This is a genomic window from Paraburkholderia sp. FW306-2-2C-D06C, from assembly GCF_058781505.1.
The window spans coordinates 190,363-214,832 of sequence record NZ_JBYSWU010000006.1 but is presented as its reverse complement, the minus strand read 5'-3'; the positions used below and the strand labels follow the sequence as shown (position 1 = coordinate 214,832).

16 protein-coding genes and 1 pseudogene are annotated in these 24,470 nt (G+C 61.4%); 3 read left to right on the top strand and 14 right to left on the bottom strand.

The window, feature by feature from the left end; all coding sequences use genetic code 11:
* Positions 1–9 precede the first annotated feature (9 nt).
* From AC3WLT_RS06985 to AC3WLT_RS06955, 7 genes and pseudogenes are all read right to left on the bottom strand, one after another.
* Complete coding sequence (locus tag AC3WLT_RS06985; protein ID WP_492591172.1) at positions 10–1,233, bottom strand: KamA family radical SAM protein; 1,224 nt, start codon at positions 1,231–1,233, stop codon at positions 10–12.
* Positions 1,230–2,405: an ATP-grasp domain-containing protein gene (locus AC3WLT_RS06980; protein WP_492591171.1), complete on the bottom strand. Its 1,176-nt coding sequence runs from the start codon at positions 2,403–2,405 to the stop codon at positions 1,230–1,232. The genes AC3WLT_RS06985 and AC3WLT_RS06980 overlap by 4 nt, the downstream gene beginning before the upstream one ends.
* On the bottom strand, positions 2,402–3,622 hold the full coding sequence (locus AC3WLT_RS06975; protein ID WP_492591170.1) for an MFS transporter: 1,221 nt from the start codon (positions 3,620–3,622) through the stop codon (positions 2,402–2,404). Before AC3WLT_RS06975 ends, AC3WLT_RS06980 begins: the two co-directional genes overlap by 4 nt.
* Positions 3,619–5,028 carry a class I tRNA ligase family protein gene (locus AC3WLT_RS06970; protein WP_492591169.1) on the bottom strand — a complete coding sequence of 470 codons (1,410 nt, stop codon included), beginning with the start codon at positions 5,026–5,028 and terminating at the stop codon, positions 3,619–3,621. The genes AC3WLT_RS06975 and AC3WLT_RS06970 overlap by 4 nt, the downstream gene beginning before the upstream one ends.
* A gap of 1,487 nt (positions 5,029–6,515) precedes the next feature.
* Positions 6,516–7,664, bottom strand: coding sequence for a leucine-rich repeat domain-containing protein (locus AC3WLT_RS06965; RefSeq protein ID WP_492591168.1), 1,149 nt, complete (start codon positions 7,662–7,664; stop codon positions 6,516–6,518).
* A 198-nt stretch (positions 7,665–7,862) separates the two neighbouring features.
* Positions 7,863–8,027, bottom strand: a pseudogene (locus AC3WLT_RS06960) (NAD(P)/FAD-dependent oxidoreductase); the annotation flags it as partial.
* Between the two features lie 561 nt (positions 8,028–8,588).
* On the bottom strand, positions 8,589–9,833 hold the full coding sequence (locus AC3WLT_RS06955; protein WP_492591167.1) for a hypothetical protein: 1,245 nt from the start codon (positions 9,831–9,833) through the stop codon (positions 8,589–8,591).
* Positions 9,834–9,986: 153 nt separating this feature from the next.
* Here AC3WLT_RS06955 and AC3WLT_RS06950 point away from each other — a divergent pair, with 153 nt between their 5' ends.
* Positions 9,987–10,502: a hypothetical protein gene (locus AC3WLT_RS06950; protein ID WP_492591166.1), complete on the top strand. Its 516-nt coding sequence runs from the start codon at positions 9,987–9,989 to the stop codon at positions 10,500–10,502.
* 129 nt (positions 10,503–10,631) lie between these two features.
* Here AC3WLT_RS06950 and AC3WLT_RS06945 read toward each other — a convergent pair whose 3' ends face one another.
* The 3 genes from AC3WLT_RS06945 to ltrA form a co-directional block, all read right to left on the bottom strand.
* Entirely contained in the window at positions 10,632–11,648 is a 1,017-nt protein-coding gene (locus tag AC3WLT_RS06945) for an SWIM zinc finger family protein (RefSeq protein ID WP_492591165.1), read from the bottom strand.
* Between the two features lie 18 nt (positions 11,649–11,666).
* Complete coding sequence (locus AC3WLT_RS06940; RefSeq protein ID WP_492591164.1) at positions 11,667–14,345, bottom strand: DEAD/DEAH box helicase; 2,679 nt, start codon at positions 14,343–14,345, stop codon at positions 11,667–11,669.
* 637 nt (positions 14,346–14,982) lie between these two features.
* A complete protein-coding gene (ltrA, locus tag AC3WLT_RS06935; protein ID WP_492591163.1) occupies positions 14,983–16,620 on the bottom strand; it encodes a group II intron reverse transcriptase/maturase in 1,638 nt (545 codons plus the stop codon).
* Between the two features lie 807 nt (positions 16,621–17,427).
* On the opposite strand from ltrA, the gene AC3WLT_RS06930 reads away from it, so the two are divergent.
* The gene (locus AC3WLT_RS06930; RefSeq protein WP_492591162.1) at positions 17,428–17,817 is read left to right on the top strand and encodes a hypothetical protein; all 390 of its coding nucleotides are present in this window, start codon (positions 17,428–17,430) and stop codon (positions 17,815–17,817) included.
* A 384-nt stretch (positions 17,818–18,201) separates the two neighbouring features.
* Positions 18,202–18,642 carry a hypothetical protein gene (locus AC3WLT_RS06925; RefSeq protein ID WP_492591161.1) on the top strand — a complete coding sequence of 147 codons (441 nt, stop codon included), beginning with the start codon at positions 18,202–18,204 and terminating at the stop codon, positions 18,640–18,642.
* Positions 18,643–19,709: 1,067 nt separating this feature from the next.
* Here AC3WLT_RS06925 and AC3WLT_RS06920 read toward each other — a convergent pair.
* From AC3WLT_RS06920 to galE, 4 genes are all read right to left on the bottom strand, one after another.
* Positions 19,710–20,570 (bottom strand): hypothetical protein, encoded by an 861-nt coding sequence (locus AC3WLT_RS06920; RefSeq protein ID WP_492591160.1) that lies wholly within the window; start codon positions 20,568–20,570, stop codon positions 19,710–19,712.
* Between the two features lie 82 nt (positions 20,571–20,652).
* Positions 20,653–21,276: a hypothetical protein gene (locus AC3WLT_RS06915; RefSeq protein WP_492591159.1), complete on the bottom strand. Its 624-nt coding sequence runs from the start codon at positions 21,274–21,276 to the stop codon at positions 20,653–20,655.
* A gap of 51 nt (positions 21,277–21,327) precedes the next feature.
* Positions 21,328–22,497, bottom strand: coding sequence for an integrase domain-containing protein (locus tag AC3WLT_RS06910; protein WP_492591158.1), 1,170 nt, complete (start codon positions 22,495–22,497; stop codon positions 21,328–21,330).
* A 938-nt stretch (positions 22,498–23,435) separates the two neighbouring features.
* On the bottom strand, positions 23,436–24,464 hold the full coding sequence (gene galE / locus AC3WLT_RS06905) for a UDP-glucose 4-epimerase GalE (RefSeq protein WP_492591157.1): 1,029 nt from the start codon (positions 24,462–24,464) through the stop codon (positions 23,436–23,438).
* Positions 24,465–24,470 lie beyond the last annotated feature (6 nt).

Sequence of the window (24,470 nt, the reverse complement as noted above, 5' to 3'; positions counted from 1 at the left end):
CCTTGTGGTTCAAGTACGCTCGCACGATCGAAGATTCCCTGCGGGCTCCAGGTTCCGCTGTCGCGCCCGCTTGCCCTCGTAGTTGGTGGCCCACACCTCACCCGTTGCTCCGTCTTGCATGACGTAGGTGGGCAGCATGGGCATTTTCCCGAGGCCGCCTGTGCCATCCACGACGAAGGTCGGTACGGCCGGTCCGCTGATCCAGCCGCGCAGTCCCCGAGCGATCTCGGTCATCTCCTCCAGCGGCACCGTGAACTGCCAGTTCCCCTCGGCGCTGTCGTTGGAGTAGACGTAGTAGGGACGTACGCCGATCTCGACCAGCCGCATGCACAATTCCCGCTGAATCGCGATGCTGTCATTGACGCCGCGCAGCAGTACTGCCTGGTTGCCAAGCATCACCCCCGCCTTGCGAAGCATGGCCAGGCGGCGCACCAACAGCGGCGTGATCTCCTTCGGATGGTTGATGTGGAGGTTGATCATCTGCACGTTATGCCGGGCCAGCAGCTCGCACAGCTCGGCCGTGATGCGCGTAGGAAGCTGGACCGGCAGGCGCGAGCCGATTCGAAGAAGCCGCACGTGCGGTGCTTCAGCACGGATCCTGGCCAGGATCTCGTCGAGCTTTCTGTCGTTGAGGATCAGCGGGTCACCGCCGCTCAGCAGCACATCCTCGATCTCCCGGTGCGAGGCGATATACCGGATACCTGCATCGATGACATCGCCGGTGATGGCCGCCTCGGCGTCGGACACCAGGCGCTTGCGAGTACAGTACCGGCAGTAGGCACCGCACGTGTTCTGGACGAGGAACAGCACGCGCTGCGGGTACCTGTGCACCACCGACGACCCGGCCACCCCAATCGCGTCGTCCTCGGCCAGCGAGTCCCGCACCTCATACGGCCGGATCACCAGCTCGTTGTTCGTGGGGAGGTACTGCCGGCGGATCGGGCACGACTGATCGGCCGGATCCATCAGCTGCGCCATATACGGGGTGACCCGGAAGTTGAAGAACGAGTACAGGTCTTCTGGCACGTCCTCCACGTGCTCGAGGATCCCGGCGAGCTGTGAGTGGTGCGTGTACCGCCTCGACAGCTGCTGCGTCCATGACTCACGCTCGGGGTCGTAGGCGATCAACGCCTCGCGTGTCCTCAGCATGCGAGGCCGCATCGCGACGGTTTGACCGGCGCCCGGCGCAACTGCGATCGGCTCGTCAGGGAGCACGGCGTCCTGGCCACTCATTGCACCGGCTCCGTCACGAGTTGAACCTTGGCGATCAGCTCTTCGATGCTGCGGCGGATGTCACCGGAAGTCGGCGCACGCAGAGCGAAGGCGATGTAGTCATAGGCGTGCTCGATCTTTCGTCCCAGCTTGACGGAGCGCATTGCGTACATGCAGTTCTCCGCGGACAACGGGGCGCAGTGAAAGCCCGTGAAGGTGCGGGGCCGCTGCGCGAAGTTCATGAGAAGCCAGCCGGCTGCCGCCTTCTGTCCCAGCCGCCGTAGCCGAGGCTGCAAGCCCAGGTCGGTCTCGATGTGAAACTTCAGCAGGTCCATGCCGTAGACATCGATGAAGTTCCGATAGATCTCGCCGCCTCCCACCCGGCAAGCGATCTCCAGAAAGACAAGCTCGTCGGCCCTGTTATGCACCACTTCGAGGTGGAATACCCCTTCGCGCAGCGGCAGGGCCTTGACCACCATTTCGGTGAATTCGACCAGACGCTGGTTCAGGACGGGCTCATCGACCTTCACCGACCCGATAGGCTGGGCGTTCACGTAGTGCTGGTAGCAGGTGATGGTGTACGCGTGCGGCACGCAGACGACCTGACCATCGCGATACCCGCCGTCGATGTGGAAGACCTCGCCATCGACGAACTCCTCGACCAGCACCGAAGCCTCCGCGGCCGCGAGCGCGGCCTCGGCCTGCGCGGCGGTGTGGCAGATCGTGACGCCCATTGCGGCGGCGCCGTCCGGGCGCTTCACGACGCAAGGCACGAAGGAACCGGTATCGACCTTGGCGGGCAGTTCGCGCGGCACGCGGATGCCGCGTTCTGCCACGTGCCGCTTCATCAGACGCTTATCACGATAGAGCTCCACATCCGCGGCGCGAGGACCGGGGATGTGAAGGGCATCGCGGATGCGGGCGGCCGGAAGCACGCTGAATTCGTCGACGCCAATGACGCGCTCGAACGGAAACGTCTGGTGCAGACCCACCGCAGCATTCACCATTTCGTCGTGGTTATCGAAGTCCTTGACGGTGGTCATCCCATGGATGTGGTCCGGGTCGAGGAACGTGCGCACCGCCTTGACGCCACTGTCGTCACACAGGTAGTGGACCTCATGCACATCGTGGTCTACATACTGATGGAAGAAGTGCATCAAGCCACTCCAGTTGTTCAGAATCAAAATCTTCACGAGACGTCCTCCTGCAGGGGCGCGCCCAACTGGCGCATCTGGGTCATTCGGCGGTGTGAGACGAGCGGCAGCAGCGGCCAGCACAACAGGGTCAGGATCGCGGCCACCGTGCAGGTCTGCGTCACGCCGGCACACGCCGACACAACCCCGGCGAACAGGGCGCCCAGCGGCGCGCTGCCGTAGGAAACCAGGCGATAGAAGGCGTTTGCCCGCCCCAGCAACTGCGCCGGCACCACCTCCTGGCGAAACGTGACCGCAATGGTTCCCCACAGGCTGACCGCCACGCCGATCGCCACGAACCCCGCCAATGCGATCGGCAGGCGCTCCGCTGTCGCGACGGCGCCGAGGGCGATTGTGAGCAGTACGATCGCGCCACGCAGTACCCGGGCGTCGCCCAACCAGCGGCGAGCTGGACCGATCAGGCCTAGCGCCAGCACGGAGCCGGCCGACACTGCCGTTAGCGACGCGGCAAAGAGGTACTGTGTGTCCTCTCCGAACCGATGTACGTAAAGCACCAGGAGGCTGAAGAACGCGGTCATCGCGAAATTTGCCAGCCCCGTCACGACGGCCAGCGTCAGCAAGATTCTGTTGCCGCACACGAAGCGCACACCGTCCAGCAGATGGCCCCACTCTTGCCCACCAGCCAGCTCGGGGCGTATCTCGCGCGGGCTCAGCGTGCTGACCAGGACCGTTGCCCCGAAACAGGCGATTGCGACGATGACGAATGGCAGCCACTTCTCGACCCCGAACAGCGTGGCGCCCAATGCGACACCGAAAAACGAGTTCATGACCAACTCGAGCACGCTCAACCTTGCGTTGGTTTTCGCCAGAGCATCGGCCGCCACGACTGCCGGCACGAGCGTCGGCTCCGCGGTGTTGACAAACACCTCCAGTACGCCTAGCGCGAAGATGACCGCCAGCAGCAGCGAGACCGCTGCGCCAGATGCTGCCACCGCCAACGCCGGCAGCATCAGCAGCGCCCGCGTCGCGTGCGACGCAACGAGTACGCGCCGGGCGCCATGCCGGTCCACCGCCAGGCCGGCATACAGCGCGAACAGCAGCCACGGCAGGTGCGTCAGCGCCGTGGTCAAGGCGACGACCAACGGCGAGCGCGTGAGCCCCGCGACCAGCAACGGGAACGCGGACACGCGGACTCCATCGGCCAGATTCCCGACGGTTGCCGCCAGCAGTAGACGACCGCCTCCGCGCGCGCTCATCGGGCAACCTCCAGGCACTTGTCGATCTCGCGGGCGAGGCGTGGCAATACGGGTGCGGCCAGCTCCGAGAGACCGCGCAGCCATTGGCCGGCGCTCGCCGCCGGGCGCAGCGACACCCACTTATCGATGGCCCGGGGAAAGACGGCGATGTCCGCGACGCCATCCTGCATAGCATCGCGTACCGTCTCCCGCAGGTGTCCCAGAACCCCGTTGATCTCTTCGGACAAGCGCGAAGTTCTCGTCGCATAGACGCTCGCCGAGCGCGCCATATCGACGAGCCTTGCGTAAGCCGCCTCTTCGCTGCGAAGTTCGACCAGGGAGAGGTCAACATCTCGCTGCGCGTCGAATTTGCGGCACACGTACATGCGGATCGCTTCTGCATCGCTGCCGCTGGCATCGCGCACCCAGATGGCGTAGTTGCCGCTCGTCGACATTTTCCGGCCGTCGAGGTTGTAGAAAGGGCTGATCCACTGGTAACGGTACGGCCGGTAGTAGCCGGTGGTCATCGCCAGCGCGGGGATGTCGGCCAACAACAGCCCCACGTTGTCCTTGCCGTACGCAAGGATGGAGACCACATCGCTGCTCGGACCGAAGGCGTTTTCCTTGAGCTCAAGGGACGCACAAGCGAGGTCGCCGAGAAGTAGTTGCTCCACCAAGGTGAAGTTGCGGTTATAAAAGACCACACCCTGAGCTAGCGACAGGCCCCAGGTGTCCACATTGGTCCATTGCAGCTGCAACTGGGGCGCATTAAGGCGTGCCGTCACGAGAGGTAGGTATGGGCGGGCGGACGGAAGAGACTCGAGATAGGCATGCAGCCCATGAACGGGCGTGGTCACGAATTCGACGTCTACGGTATGCCAGTGGATCGTCGAGCCGTCGACTGTCTCAGTGTCGCTCAGCTCGGACGGCAACAGCGAACGGCCGCACGGGTCGCAGGCGTATCCCTTCACCGCCGCCTTGCAGTATGCGCACCGCCCGCGAAGCCAGTTCCCGCCGAGCGGCCGTCCCGCATCGTCAAACGGAAACTTCGCGCCGCGTTGACTCACGCGAGGGCCGTACGTCTCTCGCAGCGCGCCGACCAACTGGCGCGCTAGCCCCGAGTACGCAGTGTCGGCATAGTTGATCAGCCCATCGATGTGAATCTCGAGGTACCGGAGCTCCGCCGCGATCTGCGCCGTGATCAGAGCGGCGTGCGCTTGCGGCGTGCGGCCTTCGCGTTGCGCCGCGACGCAGACCGCGTTGTCGAAGACGTCGAAGCCGCCGTAATAGGCCACCCGGTGGCCCTGCTGCTCCTGATACCTGCGAAACACATCCAGCGGCAGGTATTGCGCGCCTACGTGCCCCAGGTGCAGGGCGCCGTTGGGCGTCGGCATGGCCGCGACGAGGAGGTACTTCTTGGGCAGCATTGAGATTCCCTCCGCCTGCGAGAAAAGAGTCTGCCCACCGTCGCCAGTACACCCTCTGCGCCGTTGGAGCCAACATAAAGACGAACAATGCGCGCCGCAGCGCGTCGCGTTAGACGCCGCTGTCATATCGGTCTGCGTTGTCAGTCCGAGCAGCCGAACATTGAATCGTCTTTGCCGGTCCAATGCATAGAACGGGCCACATACACGGTAAAGCTGCGCGCTGACCCGGCCACTGCCGGAAATCGCGGCGCCATGCCCATCCCAGGCGAGCGCCGAGCGATGGCTTTGAAGCCGGCGAGAGGGAGTGTGATGGTCTGCACCCAACACATACGTGCGGTGCTGTTGGCAAAATCCTGTGAAGACGAAACACGCTCCGGTTGCGCTTGAAGATTTCGATGCCGGCGCCTCGGCATTGCGCATCGTACCGAGTACGTCGAACGCTCCACGCAACACGTCCTCGATGTGTCGTGGAGTTTGCGATTGGGGTAGAAATTGGCACTGGCTGCGGCCATGGGTTTCGCCCAGACGTCGCGCTTCTCGATATCTGTCTGGCAGGGGGTGTACGGGGACGTGGTCGTGAGAGAACTGCGGCAACCTTGTGCGACGCGTGCGCGATACATGTGGCGGCCAGATATGGCATGCCCTCGGACCGGATACGGTCAACGGAGGCTCCCAAGCTCCTTCGCATTCTCCCTGGACGCAAGAAAAAAGGATCTCAAGACCGCGAACGGTGCCGGGCGTCTCCCTTGGGTTCACGAGACCGAGGGATCGAAGTAGGAACCGGGCCCGGTTCGACGCGTTTGAACGACCGTTACTGAGAAATGCGACCGGCCCTTGTGGGTCGACTGCCGCCGATCGCCAAGGGGCAGAGCCCGGCCACAAACCGCCGTTCACATGCGTCGTCGGTCGGACGTTCAAGCGTCGGCTCCGCCCCGTAACCGGTCATCCAATCGTAAAGGACGAACGCTCGTTCATCGGCCTAAGGCGACGTTGGCCGGTGATTCGGTCAGCGGCCGTTATGCGTCGCTTAGCCGCCCACGGACGTTCAGTTCGCGCGAATGTCAGCTATGACCGTTCCGCAAGGGCAGTGAACGTCCGGTAAGAGCCAGCCGATGCTCCCGATATTGGACATTACGGCCGCGTGTACCCAATAGCCGTCCCGCCCACATGCGCGCGCATCGTTTTATAACAGACCGCTTCCCATGACTGGCCGTCACCTGCTTCCTATGATCCGTTTCATGCGTTGGCCGGGAGCGCAATACCTCGATGCCGATCGCCGCGCAATACGCTACCCGCGAACCCGTATGAAACGGGTCAGCCTCGCGCACGCAAAACCGGTTTCCGCAGAAGCTACTGCGCTGCCGTGAGCTTGAGATTCAATCTCGCTGCAAGCGCACGTCAGTTGTCGCGTGCCGTCGGATAAGGACTATCAAAATCTGGGACGCTGCTGTTTGACCTGGCGCACCTGTTGAAAAAATGTCGAATGATCACCACACGATTCGCGTTTTTGGAAGCGCCGCTTTGAGATCGTCGACGTTCCTGGCCTGGGTGCCATACAGAACGAGCTCTCGCAGGCCAGTGAGCCCTTTCAGCGCGTCGACGTCTTCGACAGGGGTGTTCGCAAGGTAGAGTTCCTGCAAACCGGTCAAACCTCGCAGTGGATCGATGTTTCGAACCCTGGTGCGAAAGAGATTGAGCATTCGCAGGCTTTTCAGGTCTGTCAGCGCCTCGACGTTCTCGACCCGGGTGTCGGCGAGATTGAGCCTTTGCAGACGGGTGAGCCCTTTCAATGCATCGATGTTCGTCACTTGCGTGCGAGCGAGCACCAGCGTGTCCAGCAGGAGCATGCCCTGCGCCGCGTCGATATCATCGACCTTCGAGCCGTCCAGCACGAGCGTCCTGAGCGAGGACATTCCTTTTAGTGCGTCGATGTCTCGCAGCGGCGTGTTCGCTAGATAGAGCGCTTGCAGACCGCGGAGCTTTTTCAACTGACTGATGCTGTCGACCTGGGTTTCGTTGAGGTCGAGCGTCTGCAAGGAGGCGAGCTGGCTGAGCGCGTCGACGTTCCGGACGTTCCTCGCGCCCCCGAGTTTGAGCGTTTCCAGATGAGGCAAATCCTCGAGCGGATTGAGATCGCGAACCTGTGTATCCCGCAGGTCGAGTTCTCGCAGATCGCGCAGGTTCTTGAGCGCGTCGAGATTCGAGACGCGGGTATCCCAGAGGTTTAGCGATTGCAGACCGGTCAGCCCTTTTAGCGCGGCGACGTTTTCGACTTCGGTGCGATGGAGCACGAGCCTTTTCAGCGAGTGCATTTCCTTCAGGGCGTCGATGTTCCAGACGGGCGTGTCCGTCAGGTCAAGCGATTCCAGATCGTCCAGCCCCTTCAGCGAATCGAGGTTATCGATCTGGGTGCCTCCCAGATTCAGTTCGATCTTGCGGTCGGAATTCTTTAGATGTGGCAAAGCGGCCGCGACCTGAGATGCTGTCATTGTCGGTTTCGCCCGCAACGCCAGGCATTCCGAGTCGGGCGTGGCTGTCGACGCGTCGCTGTCGTTGCAGGTGCCTTTGATGAATCCCAGTTCACTCAGCGCCCGTTCATCCGGGCTCTTGTGGAACGGGTTGAAGATCAGCAGCAAAATGCCGAGCAACAGCACGATTGCGCCGCCGATGGCCCACGGCTTGATGATTCGCGGCAAGGACGGGTTCGGACCTTCAGCGGTTGAGTTCGTGGTTGACGGCGGGGTTTCGGGCACGGCGGGCTCCCGTAGTACAGGCTTCCTCCTTTATACACGAAGAGCGGGGCGCATTCCGCCCAGGCAACGTCGCTCTTCGCGCTACGCGTGAGAGCCAGCGACACGTTCTGCCAGCTTGGCGTCGTAGCTCGAATGAATGTGCACGTGCTTCTTGTCCGGGAACGCGTAGTTGTAGGCTTTGCGAAGGGCAAGCGAAGCCTCGTGAAATCCGGAGAGGATCAGCTTCTGCTTGTTCGGATAGCCCGCTCCTTATCACGTTGAGTGGGCGTTTGGCGGAAAATGCAGGTGCGAGAGCCCTCGGAAGCGTTTGTTGGCTGCTCGGCCATTGCGGACATTGAGATGCGCTGGGTTCTACGTCAGCAATGTGGTGGATTGCTGACAGGCGTCGTCGAGGAGACGGACGGCAGCTTTCTGCATTAGCGAACTCACACTCTTGTTAAGGGTTATTCGATGCCTGCCCTCATTCACAGGATCGTGAGTCTGCCGCGGCGCATGTGGGCAGACGTCGAATAACCCTTAACAAAAACACCCGTTCATTGACGTCGGCAGCAGACGTTCGCCACGGCCATCGACAAATGCCAGCGCAGGCTGCTAAAGGGCGTGCTCACCATCGATGGATGGGACGATTTTTATTCTGCATGGACGCCCTGTGAGCAGGTATCGCCCTGATGGGGAATCGGAGTCACGGCAGTGCCATCGCACGTGTCCGGCACGCGCATGCTGCTTCCATCATGGAAACGGGACGCCTGTTACGGCCCGTTGCATACGTGAGTCAGCGCGCCCGGCGGCACATGCGAGTGAGTGCGCCTACTCCCATCCCTGATATCCGGCTGGCTGCGCCGGATTGCCGTAACCGGCGGGGTACGGCCGCCGCACTTCAGGCGGCGTGTACATCTCGTTATATGTCGGATAGGCAGGCGGGCGGCCCACTATGATGACCTGCTGCGCCGCCGCTTGAGTGGGCGGCCGAGGTACGTAGGCGGACTGCACGTCAGCCGGTTGGTACCGAGCGGGCGGATACGGAGCGGGCGCGTACTGGTTAGCCTGAACGGTTCGAGGCGGCGGGGGCGACGGCGCGTATTCCCGCCCGGCGTACCCACCTGACTCCTGAGACTCTGTTGACATCTGGTTATAGGCCGGCGCCCCCGCGTATTGCTGGGGCTGCTGATTCTGATATTGCCGAGGTTGCCGGTTGTGCGCTGCTTGAGTCGGCGGAGCCGCTTGAGTTCCTTGCTCTACGGCGTATTGCGGTTCCTCATCGGCCTGCCGATATTGCGGCACCGCCCGCTGAGCGTTCTGGAAATCGCGCCTCTGCGTCACCTGCGCGTCGTCATCATTGTCCGATTTTGCTTCCGGCAATGCCGTCACGGCTTGCGTCGGAATCAGTATCGGAGGCTCGGACTCGGTGGCAAACAGCTTCGGCGACGTAGTCCGCGTAGAAACCTGCTTCAGAGGCACAGGTTGCATTTCAGCCCGCTTAGGCGGCGTAACCCGCACTGAAGCCTGCTTCAACGACGCGACCGGTGCAGAGACCCGCCTCGGCGGCGCAGACGCGACTTGCGCGGGACCGTGCTTTAGCGGCACAGGCCCGGATTGCGCGACGACCTGCCTGGACGGCGTGGCTCGCGCAGCAGCATCCCGCTTCGGCGATGTGACCGGCGCGGATACTTGCCTCAGCGACGCGGCTTGCGCTACGACCCGCCTTGGGGGTGCAACCCGCTCGGCAACCGGCTTCGGCGATGCGGGCATGGCCGGCGCAGCAAGCTGCTTTTGCCGATGCTTCACCTCGTCGCCCAAGGTCGCATAGGATTTCGAGTCTTCCCTGGCGCGCGCGTTATAGCCGATGAAATACGCATAGCGCAGGTCTGCCAGGCGCGCCTGAATGTCGGCTTCGGCGGAGACGCGTTTTTCGCCGGGATCAAGAGATGCGTCGACGGTCGAGTCTTCGAAGGCCGAGGCTTCAGCATCAGCGGCACGGGCGGATTCGGGATGCAGCGCGCCCACAGAAGACATAAGCGCAGCGGCTACCGCGACGAGCACTTTTTTTTCCATACTTTCACCTCGGAATTCCGTGCGACAGACCGCGTGGGATTCTCCAATCTCCGGACCGGACTTCCAGTCGCGCTTCCGGGATATCGGCTCTTTTTAGCACGTCCTTAAGGGCCCAGGATAGTGTTTCCGGGTATAACCTAGGCGAAAGACTATATGCCGAACAATCATAGCAATACCGACGTTGTCGGTCCGGAAATTCTCGCCTGCTCCGGCGGCCATAGCACGCATCAGTTCGCGCCGCCGTCGGTGGAAAAGTTCGGCCTCGAGAACGCCCGCAAGGCGTTCGCCAAAGCATCGAAAATCTCCCACCCCGTGACAACGCGCGCAGCGGGCAACCGATTCATCCTCGAAACCGACGAGCATGTCATCGTCGACAGCGGCGGTGAGGAGTGTATTTCCGCCGGCAACATCTGGCGCGTGAATCGACTCGATCGCGGGCACGATCTGGTCATGGTCACGGAAGTTCAGCATCGGACGGGATCCGGCCACCTGCGGTCGTTCGATCGAGCTCTCAGATGGACATTCGAGCGCCGGCTCAGCCCAGACAACGGACCTTCCTCCGACGGTCATGCTCGTCAAGTGATCGGCCGTTACAGCCGTTTGCAATGTTCACGAAACGGTCGTTCAAGTATTGAAAATACCGTCAATCTGGTCTCTGTGAAATCCTGAACCGGATACGTCCGCTGACGCTCAACATGATCGGGAGACTTCGCCAGACGCCGGGGTTTCCCGAGGAAAAGAATTTCATTCATCGACGTCACTCGCTTCTCGCGTAGCAATGCGAGATTGAATCGGAGTTTAACGGGACTTACCTTTCACCGGTCGAGTACTGGCGCGATTCCTTGCTGCAGCCTCTTTCGGGGTTGCAGGCGAATTCGCCACGTTTGCTTTACCGGTAACGACGTTGCCAGACATTGACTTACGTGGCTCAGCAGAGGGCTTGACTGGCGACTTCTTTGTTACCACTTTATTGTCCGCCGCAGTCTTCGCGGTCGCGGGCGGCTTCCGGGTTGTCGAGACAGCCGACTTTGCCGCCGTCTTCGCTGTCACCTTACCTGCCGATGGCTTGGCACGTCCGGCAACAGGCTTCGCCGGTGGGTAAGCTTCGGCCATCTCGATGCCAAACACATCGGCCACCAGCGCGTCGTCGAGCACCTTGGCGGTGGCCGGGCGTTTTCTCGATTTAGGCAGGCCGGCACCGACCTGACTGACGAGATCATTGGCATCGACCCGGCGCAAGGCGAAGAGGAATTCTGGCTGCTGGTCGAGGCGTGCGCCAACGCCGTAGAGCACGGCAGCAACGTGCTTGCACATCGACGCCCAGTCCGGGCAACTGCAATTGAACGTGATTTCCTTTGGCGCCGGGAAAAGACCGGTGCCAGGTTTGCAGATGCGCTCCATCACGGCTGTCGAGAGCTTGCCCTGCAAGAGTTCCACGATCGAATCGATCGACCCCGCGCAATCGGCTCCAATTGCTCGCCATTGCTTATCAGGACACGCCGTCACGTTCACGGCGACCGTGTAGAGGCTCGAACCCATTACCTGCGCGCGGACTTCGCCTGCCGTAATCTGAAGGTCGATCACGGAACCGTTGCGCACATAGGTTCGACCGCGCGGCAGGCGGTTGGCATAGTCGCTGTAGCCTTCCAGATTGTCGCACCAGGCCTTGCCCCAGAAGGTCTTGGCGATGGCGCCACGGTTCGACACGATTGGCGACAGGACCGCACCAGCCTTCTTCGCCTTGGCAGCGGCCAGTTCAGCCTTTTTCCTGCGCTCGGCGACCGAGACGTAAGGCTGCCATCCCCCGTAACCCATTGCGCTTCCTCTTGACGATCAATTTTCTTGCGCGGCATAAACGTCGAGCTTCACGAGATCGAGCAACTCTCGATCGCTCATCTCGGTGAGCAGGAGTTCCGCGCCGCCCTCCAGCACATCCTTCACCAATTGCTGCTTCGCTTCAATCAACTGGTCGATACGGTCCTCGATCGTGCCACGGCAGATAAACTTATGCACCAAAACGTTCCTCTGCTGGCCGATACGAAACGCACGGTCAGTCGCCTGATTTTCCACGGCCGGGTTCCACCAGCGGTCGTAGTGGATCACATGGGAAGCGGCGGTGAGATTCAACCCCGCGCCACCTGCCTTGAGCGAGAGCACGAAGAAGGGTGTCAGCTCATCTTCCTGGAATCGCTTGACGAGTTCGCGGCGCTTGGCTACCGGAGTGCCGCCATGGAGCACCAGACCTTCGCGACCAAAGATTGAACCCAGAAATGCCGCCAGCGGCTCCGTGGTCTCCCGGAACTGGGTGAATATCAGCACCTTTTCCTGCTTGGCGGCGATGACTTCGGCCAGCTGGCGCAGGCGGGCGAACTTGCCGCTGTCGTCCTCCTTCCACGCTGCGTCGCCCAGCCATTGCGAGGGATGGTTGCATATCTGTTTGAAGCGCATCAGGAAGCTCAGCACCACACCCTTGCGACCTATGCCTTCGACGTCGTCAAGCGCGGCGGCCAGATCTTTCACCGCGCGCTGATAAAGCGCCGCCTGGCTCGGGCTCAGGTGGCACCAGGCCTTGAGTTCGGTCTTGTCCGGAAGGTCGTCGATTACCCGCTTGTCGGTCTTCAGGCGGCGCAGGATGTAGGGCCGCACGAGCGTGCGCAGCGGGCCGAAGTGCTCGGCCTTCGCCAGCCGCCTGGTAAAGTTGGCGAAGACTTTGTCCGAGCCCAGCAAACCGGGGTGGGTGAAATCGAAAATGGACCACAGATCGGACAGGCGGTTTTCCACGGGGGTTCCGGTCAGCGCGATACGCGATTGCGCATGGAGCTGCTTGACCTGTCGCGTTTGCTTGGCGCCCGGATTCTTGATCGCCTGCGCTTCATCGACGACGGCAACCCGCCATTGGATGGTACCCAGTACCGGCTGGCGAAGAAGCGAGCCAAAGCTGGTGACGACGAGATCGATGTCCGCAAGCCGCGCGGCGTCCAGCGCACGCAAATCGGCCGCCGGCATGACCGACGGATGGGCGATCAGCAGGCGCAAGCCGGGGGCGAAGCGCTCGGCCTCTGCCGCCCAGTTGGCCAGCAGCGATGCGGGGGCGACCAGCAGGCTGGGCCGCGCCTCGGCGCTTTCGCGCTTCAGCACGAGCAGCAGCGAGAGTACCTGCATGGTCTTGCCCAGGCCCATATCGTCCGCCAGGCAAGCGCCCAGTCCGAGCCGGGTGAGCAGGTACAACCACCGCACGCCGGCCTGTTGGTAGGGCCGCAGGCTGGCCTTGAGTTCCGGTCCCGGGCTGATCTGTGCCAACCCGTCCGGCTGACGCAACTTCTGCAAGATGTCGGCCAGCCATGGCCCTGCAACAAGCTGCGACCAGTCTCGGTCAGCGGGGTCGCCGCTATCGTCGAGCGAAACACCCGCCAGAATGCGTAGGGCCTCATTAAATGGCAGACCGGTTTTCGCCGCCCTTTCCATGGCCTCGAATCGCTCCAGGAGGCGACTGAGCTTTTTGTTGTCCACTTCGACCCAGCGACCACGGATGAGTTGCAACCCGTCGGCGCCTTTGAGCAGATCCCTAACCTCGGAGGCGCTGAGACTCTCGCCGTCGAGGGAGACCTCCATGCTGAAATCGAGCAACGCGTCCTTGCCCAGGAGCGAAGGCGGTCGCGCTCCGACGCTGGCTCTCACAACGGGACGAGCAGGGCGGCCCGCCTGCCAGACGCTTGGCGTGCGTACGACAATCCCGGCGGCTTCGAGTTTGGACAGGTCCGAAAGGAAGCGGTGGGCGTCAAGCGGCGTCCAGCGCAGCGGATGGTATATCTCGCCGGTATCCACCATTTCGCGAAGCCAATCGCAGTGTTCCGCGGCGCGCTGGACCGGCAGCAGTAGCGACAAGAGTTGCGCACGGCTCCTGGCTCCCGAAAATTCCGCGAGGGCTTGCGACAGTGGCTGGTGTTGCGCTTTGCCATGTGCCGACAGGCGCGAGGTGTAAGTCGCAAGGAAGGCGAACGGTGACTCCGGGTCCTTGCGGTTCTCAGCGAGGTTGAAATGCACGCGGCCGACGAGATTCCAGGCCGGGTGGCGCGACTTGAGGAAATCCTGAAGCGAGACTTTTGCGGTCGCCAGTTCCTGGTGCAAGGCGGTATTGATCTCGCCCCACAGCGTGGCCAGCACATCTGGCGTTAGATACTCCCCGCCCGTCATCGGCGGTGCATCGGCAATCAGGGCATCGAAATCCTTGGCAGCAGGCGTGACGACCGCGATCTCGCCGCCTTCGGGCGTGGCACACAAGGCGGTGACATAGCGCGCGGCAAAATCACGCCACCAGGCCCATGCGGGCGGCAAAATGCGGCCGATTTCCGCCGTTCCCAGATGCAGCAGGCCATGTCCTGCGCCAAGCGCAAAAGAACTGCCCAACCGCGGTCGTATTTCATCCGCCAATAGTGGCGCGGCGTCCTCCGGCACCGCAAGCAGGTGACCACCGGGCGTCAGGTGTGGCGCGAGAATGTCGGAAGCAGTCAAGAACGCCCGTCCTCATGACACTGTTGCAGCAAGCGCTGAAGCGGCCTGTTTTCGCGGAACGCGGCTTCGGAATCAACCAGCAGGCCCACCACGCCAGTGCGAACTGGACGAAGCTCCGTTTGCGCCTGGTCCGCTCGAATTGTGGGGTGGACCAAGCGTCCGGGATACGCCTGGCCGCTGCGTTGCGCATGTCTTGTGAACTGTCTTTTCATCTGCTGTAGGACGACCTGATTGCTACGTATCAACTCACAGAAATTCGCCCCCGGCTCTGCCGCCGGCTGACCAACCTTTAACCTTCACGGCGGTCGCCGTGAATTTCCGAATTCTGCCAAGAGAAACAGGACTCACGATGAAAGGGTACCAAAACCTGAGTCACACGAGATGGGATGCCGATGGCGGCTCCCTCCCGCGCGGCGAAAATCAGTTGGCGCGTTTGTTACAAACGACTAAATGGCAGAGTGTCTCGTTGGACCGACCTACGGACGTTCAACGCTGCGCCTTTGAATGTCGGGTAGCTGGGCGCGGTTACCCGCGTCCAGCCCCCTCAGAACCGTGCATGGGTCTTTCGATCCACACGGCTCAAGCCTCTGCAAAGGCATCTCGCGACACCCGGTTTCACAACGGTATTTTCGGCAGACTAATGATTTCTACGGCAATCGGGATGGTGTACTTGAAGATTACTCGCTGCGTCCGATCCGCCTTCGGTTCTTTTCACGATACAACGAACACCCCAAGGGATGCCCGTCGTGATGGGTTCCTGACAGTCAGGACACAGGCCGTCCTGCCTGAGCCAGACGCGGTACAGCTTCGCACGGCCTTTTGACGAGTTCTGCATTTTCGTGCCCCATCGGGACTCGAAGTAATGCTTCCAGTCTGGGTCGTGCGGATTGGCGTTGGCTCTGATCTTGATATGCCGCTGGATTGGCGTATCAGATTCTTGTAGCAGGGTGAGCTCCCGTTGCGTTCCATCCTCTTGTTTTTCTGTGGCGGTGAATACCCAGTTCCGGGCACCTCGGGTCTTGAAATATTTTTCCTTAACCCAGCGGGCTCCCTTGTTCGGATGCCTTCTTACCGCCCATCGCCATAGCATCGACCAGACATCGTCATCAACCCGAGCGAAGGTTTCCTTGGCGACTACATGCCTGTGGTAATTCGCCCATCCACGTAGTACCGGATTGAGCAGCCTTATCAGGTGGGCCTGTTTAGCCGTCTTGTTGGCCTTGACGACCTCACGGATCTTGTCAAGATGCGCTTTGACGTTCGCTTTGGACGGCTTCATGAGCAGCTTGCCGTTGTACTTGCGAATGTTCCATCCGAGAAAGTCAAACCCCTCCCTGATATGCGTTATTCTGGTCTTCTCTGGCGATAGGACTAACCCGCGTTCCGCCAGAAATTCAACCACTGCGGCCTTGACCTCCTGTTCCAGCCATTCTTTTGAATTGCCCGTAATAATGAAGTCGTCCGCGTAACGCACCATGTTCATTTTTAAGCCTGCCCGCCTTGCCTTCGGAAACTTCTCCGCCAGCCTGGCTTCGAGACCGTCCAACGTCATGTTAGCCAAGACAGGGCTGATAATTCCCCCTTGCGGGGCACCTGCCTCAGTCGGGAAGAGTTCGTTCTGGTACACGAATCCCGCCTTGAGCCACTTCTTGAGGATCGCCTTATCCGTGGGGATATGGGCGAGCATCCAGTCGTGACTGATTTGGTCGAAACAGCCTTGAATGTCGGCCTCTAGCACCCATTCCGCACTCGTCTTTTGCGCAAGAGAAGTGAAGCATTGCTCTCCTGCATCAGCGGTTGAGCGCTCCGGCCTGAACCCATAGGAGTTCAGATCGGCGGTGGTTTCCGCAATCGGTTCCAGCGCCAGCAAATGTAATGCTTGCATGGCTCTGCACTTCATGACGGGTATGCCGAGCGGCCTCGTCTTGCCGTTTTTCTTCGGAATCAACACTCTCCGAAGCGGAAGGGGCGAGTAGCCCCGCCTCTTCAACGACGCAATCGCGTTGGTCTTTGCCGCCGGTGTTTTCCACGTTACCTTGTCCACACCGGGGGTGTTCCTGCCTTGATTTTCAGTCACCCGCTTCACGGCTAATGCCTTGCCGCTGAACGAGTGGGTCAGCAACCATTGCAAGGCTTTCGCCTTGTTGTGGCGGCCGGCCTGTGACGCCTTCACCATACGCGTCTGCAGCCTTCTTACGTACCGTCGGACCTTGGCCCAATTGATGCCGTCCCACGTCACGCCAGAAGGCGCACGCGCCTGTGTTGCAGCGCTCATTTGCTTTCCCTCCGTTAAGATGGTTCTGGAAACTCTCTGGTGAAGAGAGACCATGAGGAAGTCTGCCCGCTTTCGCGTGAGGTGATGTTGCAACCCCTATCCGTCCCATTACAGGCCGGCGTTCGCTTTGTCCTCGTTCCTATGCCCGCACCACCATGGGCAGACCTTGCAGCCTGCTGTCCCCGAAGGGAGCGATACGGGGTTTCCACGTTCCGCTTGTAAAGTACGTCGGGTTAGGTGCCTGCTATTGACCGGGAGGCGTATGGGTCACGAGAGCGCAATTATCAGACGCTATTCCCGCCTCCGTTACCGTTTTGGTTCAAGCGTGGTAGCCACTTCCGCTTGTTCTACATGACGATCTTTATCGCAGATTCAAATGTTTTCACCCTACCGACTATCTGGCACTCATCCGGCGTGTGGCTGCCAGAAGGGTACGCCTCTCGCGATTGATACCCCGCACCTTGCGGCGCTTCGTTACGTTGTCAGAACCGCTCTTTATTCAGGCTCCTAGATTCACCCGGTGACACGGGTGGTACCCTCCGTTGCCGTGGGAACAACTTCTACAAGCGACTTCGTGTCGCACGATGATCATGTAGCCGGCCGCCTACCGCCGATCACCAACCGGAGCGAGTCACTCCATTGCGGTCGCCCGCGTCTGTGCTGCGAATGCCCCTTGCTCGGTTCACGCAGCCATTACTTCCCGAACCCGCTTGCCGGGCGGCCGGTCAAGGTGTAGAAACTTGGTACGCTTTGTGTACACCGGTGACGCCGCTTACGTCACTCGGCAAGGCATGCGAGGGAGGAGTCGTGACATTCAAGGCGCAGTGGTACCGGGACAAGTTTGCGAAAAAACGTGGCAAAGGCTTCTGCGGCTATCCGGTGGCAACGGTTGCCTTCTACGGACCAGACGACACGAGAGCGACGAAGGTCTCTGTTGGCATCGTCGCGCACGAAGGTGCTGACGCGGACCCTGTTGAGCGGTGGTTCTGCAAAACCACCGATGCGAGAATCGATCCAGAAGTCACCGAAGCAATCATTCGATTCATCGATCATCACGGTGCGAAATCGGTGGTTGCCGTCGATCGCATCATCGGCTGCCCGCATGAGGAAGGCATTGACTACCCGGAAGGCGAAAAATGTATGCAGTGTCCGTTCTGGGCCAACCGTGATCGATGGAGCGGCGAGATCATGCAGTGAGACGTCAAGAGGCAAGCGTTTCCATCCTCGCGCTGAGGCGTTCCTTACTTGCTTCATTCCGACCGCAGTCACGCATTCATTAACGCAGGACACTTTCTGGACGAGAAGGGTGCGCGTGGCCCTCAGCGGGGCGCGGCAAAGCCCGTGGCGTGGTTCCACGCAACCGTGATCGCCTGCGCGACTCACTTCGACTCCACGAGCGCGATGACTGCGACGTGCTTCACGTGCAGGAGAGGCCCAGCGGAGCCGGACATCGACCGAGCCAACCCGAAGCCTGGTCATGCGCACGGTGTAAGGTAAAGGGGCGAATCTGCTGCGGGGAAGGCACGTTGTGGGATCTTGCCGAGCGTGGTGAGCGTCACCGTTAATGCAAGGGGCAGAACCATGGGTTTTTCTTGCCGAACGTTTTTGATCGCTCGTGACGATACCCTCTGGCGGCTGTCAAACACAACGTTCGACCAGATGCTGCAAGATCCGGCAAGCCACTGCCTGCCCGTTTTTGCCGGGCAACGAGCGCGAATGGCCAGCGTCGTGGTCGAGCTTGTGGCCAGAAACCCGGTGCGCGTCGTTCGGAACACGTTTTCCATTCTCACCTTCGATGCCGAAGGCCGCATCGACCCGAGCAGATTCGAAAAGCAGCAATTTGCCCTCGCGGAGTCGGTCGTCGCACCTGTCTTTGCCGTATTCGATGATGACAGCAACCAAACAGTCGTCGACGCGACCTCCCGATTCATTGCACAAGGAGGCCAATGGGTTCCGTCACGCGCTTTGGCACGCGTCATAGATCAGACCGCGTTGGGTCAACGACAGTGCCGACACCTGTAACCGGTCGCTCAAAGGCTGCTCTACGGCATCCAGTTTTCGATTCTCGAGTGTCGGAGATGGGTCGACAGCAATCAGATCATACGGTCCTTTTGTAAGCCACCACTCGCGAGCGATAAAATTCGCGGCTATCCGAACGGCGGCTTCATTGGCTGACGACTTGCCGACCGACTCGAAGGGATGAATGACCGCTGTACCGCAAAAGCCGCCGAAGAGGCGACGCCTGGTCCAGGGTCCGCAGTGGGTCGGGAGTGTGAGTTCGCTAATGCAAAAAGCTGCCATCCGTCTGCTCGATCCCGCCACTGTCAGCAATCCGCCACATTGCTGACGTAGAACCCAACCCGGCCCAATGTCGGCTCAGGCCGAACTCCCGTCTCCCTATGCGAGTCGACGAACGGCCGTTGTACCTTGAAAGCCGCCGTAGATGTCGCGCTGGCTTGACGGGCCGCAATGGGTCGGTCGGTTGCTGCCGGTCACGACGGGCAGCAGGTGGCCATGATCGCTCGGTCGTGAGTCACACCCCCAATGCGAACAGTCGCCCGCGTCTGGTCCTTACCTGGTCATTGCTGCTCCAGTGACCGCGAGCGAGACATCAGGTCGGTCCTTCGTGGCTGACCTTCGACGCTGCCTACGATTTCGAGCGCCTGTAACATGACCGCCGAATGCACGGGCGATGAAGCGCCGGAGCATGTCCGGGTGAACTTGAATATCGCAGATATCCGAGGGTGAGGGGGTTCTGCATGCGACGGGGCCGCCGCTGGAAGCAAGCGTTCTTGAGGAACTGCCCATTAGCACATCGAGCTGGCCGAACATAGGCGAGGTCCCTGTTGATCAGCGCCCGCGAGCAATTGCCGGGCGTATCCGTCGTTGTGTGCGATACGCTTGGGGGTCTGGCAGTCCGGGAGCACAAAAGCATTGCGTTTTCTCACGAGATCATGCGACGCCCGTTCAGGAAAAGGGCGACTCGGAACGTCCTCACCATTCAGCGCCCCGACGCCGGTGGCGCGGCCGGGACGCTGGAGCCGGCCGCGCTTACCCGGGACCTCCTCGGTCCCGGACTCCTGGGCCATTTAGCCCGGCATGGGCTCGCTGTGAGGCGGGCTTGTCTCATCCAGTACGACACCGCCGTCCACCAGTGCAACGGCGTGCGGCTGGGGCGGGGTTGAGGTGACCGACACGGCGGGCGGCAGCTCCTGCTGCAGGATGTGGGGAACGCGAAGCATGTCGAGCGCTTTGTCGATGTCCACCCGGCAACCGGTCAATGCGCGCTGCGCGAGGAGTTTGCGGGCAAGAGCGTGCAGAAGCTCTTCCGGTTCTCCGGCCTGGCGCGCCTCCTCAAGTGCTGACTCGAAGCGGACCTGGCCGCTCAGAACGCCGGCGATCGGAAGCTGCAACTCACGGGCGCGCTCAAAGGCCGTCGAGTCCTTAAGCACGGCTTCACGGCTGACCGCCGCAAAGGGGCCGTTAGCCAGATAGCCGGCCAGTTGCGTGAACGCCTGCTCTACGAACGCGTCGCGCGGCGTATGGGTATAGACCACGCCAACCTGCGTCGGGTCAACGCCCATCGAGGCGAGCTTGGTGAGCGTTCCGACTGCGCTTTGCTGTGATCCCTCACGGGGTGTTGCGGTGCAGATGATGAGCGCAAAATCATTCGCTGTGCCAGGGTGTTCCGCAAGGAACTCAAGCGTGGGAGCCACCGATGGTGCCGAGACGGCCACACAGTAGGCGTGCGAGGCAGCGGCCAGCATGCAGTAAAGCGCGTCGGGCCGGTCGGCCCGTACGCGTACCGCGTCTGGTTCAAGCTGTGCAGACGCTTTGCGAGGCACTTCCACGCGGACCAGGCGTGCACCAGTACGCGAGCTGACGAGGTCAGCTACGGCGCTCTCCTGCACATCATTGCCGCTGGTGAGGATGAGGTAGTGATGGTTCATCTGTTTTCTCCTGTTCAGGAAGAGGTGGGTAGGTCAGGGCAGGCTGGAAATCCGAAATAGCGATATGGAGGACTGCGGTGCGTCATCGGACGGGCTCAGGAAGATCGCACTGCTCGGGTGCGACCCTCGATCCGGCGGCCGGCGTGGCGAACCGGCGGTCGCGGCGGTACTTGCGATTGCCGCCGCTGCCCACCCGCACGCTTGTCGTCCGGGCGGATAGTGCAGCAAGTGCGTCCGCGCGATGCCCCGCATGAGCAAGGAGGGTACGCAACGGCGAAAGTGCCCAGAGAACGGCGTCGACGTTTGCCTGCGTTGCCCGGCAATGAGAGACGAACGGCTCGAACTCCGTCGCGGCGATGTCCTGGAGCCGCTCGGGCAACGTGCCACGCCACTGGAGAAAGACGCCGAACATCATCCATGCCTCGCGCAGGCGCGCGTTCATGATCTGGTTGCAGCCGATGGCGGCAATGACGCTTTCCACCTGATCATGAATCGCAGACTGCTGCGGCGTTGAGCCAGTGTTGCCAGGGCCGGTGTCGGTGGACGCGCCACTTCGGCTGGCGGCCTGGTCGGGCAACCCGGGCGACGCCTGCATCACGCTGATCGTTGCGGGCGAGCTTGCAGTAGCGCTCGATGCTTCCATCTCGGCGGTGATTGGCACGGAGGTTGTCCCGGTGCGACGCGGCTGTCTTTCGAACGTTTTCATCAAAGTAGCGGAGTCCTGTGTATATTAAAAAAGGAGCGGAATGCAGATGAATCAACCGGTTTGGCGGCCACTTTTATGGTCCTGGCCGGCGTGGTCGACCGGTGCGCGAGCGTGGGAAACCGCGCGTTTTCCGCCCGTGCGCCTGCGGGCGCCCCGTGCGGGCATTGCGGGCATCGCATTCGTCGGCAAATCCATCCGACCAATTGGAGAGCCACTTAGCCGGGCATGCCGGAGTTTCGCTTCCCGCCGCGCGGCCGCCCGGGGCAACTGCTTTGCCGGGCTTCGGCGGTGTGCTTCTTTCTTATGGATTTTCAGGCAACCCTTGAATTGATGCGCAATGGGTTGACAGTAGTAGTTGAAAATCATTTGTATTCTCGTGGGACCGTGGCCGAGCGAGGCGCTCAGGCGGACGAGGGTCTCATAGGGTGCGACACCGCTGTCCAGCAGCTGCAGCGCAAGCTCCAAGGCATATGTGTAACGAAGTGAATGAAAAGATAGTTCTCCTGTCATTCCGGCGCGACGCAGTATTGCTTTCAGCCTGTTGATCGCCGACTCAAGTGTTTTGCCGCGTCCTGTGATGAACTCATAGTTGTGCGCAACGGCATATTCCAGTGCGGCCTGGATAACCTTGATGGTGTCCTCCCGCTGCGCCTCGAGCACCTCCACTTCCCGGGCACGTAAATTTTTGGCCCCCCGCATCACATCTAGCCTGGTCTTGCCGCTCATCAGCGCATCAAGCCACATCCTCAAGTCCCTTCCACACATCAGGGCTTCAAGCCGACGCAGGCCGAGGTGCCGGGCGAGCGCGATGAGGTGCCCGAGTCCGCGATCAATGCGGGCCGCGCGCTCCAGCAGCGCGTCAAGCTCGCCGGGTGTCTGGGCGCGGCGGGCGCCTTTGCGCACGCGATATGGCAGGCCAAGCTGCCGGTTGCTGCAGCTTTTACCCAGGTCGTTTCCCATCACATCCAGAACGACGCGGATGGCAGAAAATATGTTCTCAAGGTGTCCCGGGGTCATTCCTTGAGCGACACAGTGTGCTGCATAGGCATGCACCAGCCAGGGCTTGACCTCGGCAAGTGACCGGGTAAGGGCCTTGAGTTCCCGGGCAAAGCGCAGGAACGGTGTCACCAGATGACGCCGGTTTTCCTGATGTTTAAAGCTACCGCCGGCCAAGGCGCTCGCCCCGGCAAGCTCGTGTACAGCATCTGCCAGCATGGCCATTTGAATCCTCCGCTTCAGTACCCGCCAGACCCGCACATTGTGTTGCGCGCTGGCGGTATTCACGAACACAGCCCCCGGGGTGCGGACGTGCCGCGCCATATCACAGCCGGCTCGGAGCCTGTTGATTGCGCGCTGACGGGAAGGGGGCGGGAGGGCCAGCTGCGTGCCTGAGGGGCTTTGCCGGTTAATGGACGAAGGAACGAACAGGCGCCAAAGGGTAAGGTTGAGTTTGTAGATCCGGTGACCTGGATAAGAGGCGGTCTGCTGTGCTTGAAAGTGAGAGATGCCCGCGTGGAATCGGCTTTACATGCGACCGCGTGCGCAAAACGCATGTGTCAAAGCAGATGATCGGCGCACAGATGCGCGCGCCCGGGGCTATTGGAATGCCAGAGGAACGGGCATGGTTTGATGACCCGCCGGATCACTCGCCTGAGGGCGCATGTGAGCCTGACGGCTGGTTTGCGTGGGGGGATGGCAGATGGGCGGGCTGCGCCGGCATTGGCGCGCAGCAGACCTTTGATCCTTCGACGAGTCGTGCCCTCACAAGGCGGCTAATACATCGATGACTCGTGGCCGGCGGACCAAGCCGCGACCTCTTCCGGATCGTCACGATGGACACAGAGCCCATCGTCCAACTGCAATGCAATTGAAATCACGATTCATGCCCTGAAGAACAGGGGGGAAACCGGTGTGTCATGCCGAAGCCTCGGCGGAGGATAAAGCGTGTACTGCAATCGAAGCTATTTGATCACACCAATACCGGGTGGCACAAGGGGGCAGGAGCGGCGCGTAGCGAAAAAACGACGCGCGTCGCGAAAGCCACCGGCACGCACACCGGAGGCGCCCGTCGCGGGCGGGCTGTGACAACGCGGGTCTTCCCGTCGAAGCGTGCCCGGCGCAAGGCAAAACCGGGCACGGGACGAACCGGCTCCCCGACGCTAGGCTGCACCAAACCCGTGGGGGTTCATCGACTGCCACCGCCAATGATCCGCACACATCCTCTCGATCCCAAACTCAGCACGCCAGCCAAGGAGCTTCTCCGCCGCCCCCGGATCGGCAAAGCACGAAGCCACATCGCCCGGACGGCGCGCCACGATCTCGTACGGCACCGGTTTGCCCGACGCCTTCTCGAACGAGCGGACTACGTCCAGCACGCTGTACCCTTGTCCCGTCCCAAGATTCACGACGAAACTCGCGTCGCGCTCGACCAGCGCATCGAGCGCCGCCAGGTGTCCGCGCGCCAGATCTACCACGTGGATGTAATCGCGCACGCCGGTGCCGTCAGGCGTTTCATAGTCGCCGCCGAACACCCGCAGCTTCTCGAGCTTGCCCACGGCGACCTGCGCCACATACGGCATCAGATTGTTAGGAATGCCAGCGGGATCTTCGCCGATCAAGCCGCTCTCATGCGCGCCGACCGGATTGAAATAGCGCAGCGTCGCGATCCGCCACGAAGGATCGGCCACTTCCAGATCGCGCAAGACCTGCTCGGCGATCAGCTTCGACTGTCCATAAGGATTGGTTGCGGAAAGCGGAAACGATTCGTCGATCGGCGAGCTCTTCGGCACGCCATACACCGTCGCGGAAGAACTGAACACGAACTGCTTCACATTGCGCTCGCGCATCACGCCGAGCAGTGTCAGCAGGCTGCCGACGTTGTTGCTGTAGTACTCGATCGGCTTGGCGACCGATTCGCCCACCGCCTTCAACGCGGCGAAGTGAATCGCGCCCGTAATCGGATGCGCGTCGAAAATACGGTTGAGCGCCGCTTCGTCGCGCGCGTCGGCTTCGTAGAAGGCCACCGCCTTGCCGGTGATCTGTTCCACGCGTCGCAGCGATTCGCGATTGCTGTTCACGAGATTGTCGATTACCACGACGTCGAAACCGCCGTTCAGCAGTTCGACACAGGTGTGCGAGCCGATAAAGCCCGCGCCGCCCGTTACCAGAATCGTGCCCTTCGTGGTCATGCTGTT

Bases quoted from the DNA above. Each gene is read 5' to 3' on its own strand.
- AC3WLT_RS06970 (WP_492591169.1), bottom strand. From the start codon at position 5,028: ATGCTGCCCAAGAAGTACCTCCTCGTCGCGGCCATGCCGACGCCCAAC.
- AC3WLT_RS06915 (WP_492591159.1), bottom strand. From the start codon at position 21,276: ATGAAAACGTTCGAAAGACAGCCGCGTCGCACCGGGACAACCTCCGTG.
- AC3WLT_RS06975 (WP_492591170.1), bottom strand. From the start codon at position 3,622: ATGAGCGCGCGCGGAGGCGGTCGTCTACTGCTGGCGGCAACCGTCGGG.
- ltrA (WP_492591163.1), bottom strand. From the start codon at position 16,620: ATGAGCGCTGCAACACAGGCGCGTGCGCCTTCTGGCGTGACGTGGGAC.
- AC3WLT_RS06925 (WP_492591161.1), top strand. From the start codon at position 18,202: ATGGGTTTTTCTTGCCGAACGTTTTTGATCGCTCGTGACGATACCCTC.
- galE (WP_492591157.1), bottom strand. From the start codon at position 24,464: ATGACCACGAAGGGCACGATTCTGGTAACGGGCGGCGCGGGCTTTATC.
- AC3WLT_RS06910 (WP_492591158.1), bottom strand. From the start codon at position 22,497: ATGGCCATGCTGGCAGATGCTGTACACGAGCTTGCCGGGGCGAGCGCC.
- AC3WLT_RS06920 (WP_492591160.1), bottom strand. From the start codon at position 20,570: ATGAACCATCACTACCTCATCCTCACCAGCGGCAATGATGTGCAGGAG.
- AC3WLT_RS06985 (WP_492591172.1), bottom strand. From the start codon at position 1,233: ATGAGTGGCCAGGACGCCGTGCTCCCTGACGAGCCGATCGCAGTTGCG.
- AC3WLT_RS06955 (WP_492591167.1), bottom strand. From the start codon at position 9,833: ATGGAAAAAAAAGTGCTCGTCGCGGTAGCCGCTGCGCTTATGTCTTCT.
- AC3WLT_RS06945 (WP_492591165.1), bottom strand. From the start codon at position 11,648: ATGGGTTACGGGGGATGGCAGCCTTACGTCTCGGTCGCCGAGCGCAGG.
- AC3WLT_RS06950 (WP_492591166.1), top strand. From the start codon at position 9,987: ATGCCGAACAATCATAGCAATACCGACGTTGTCGGTCCGGAAATTCTC.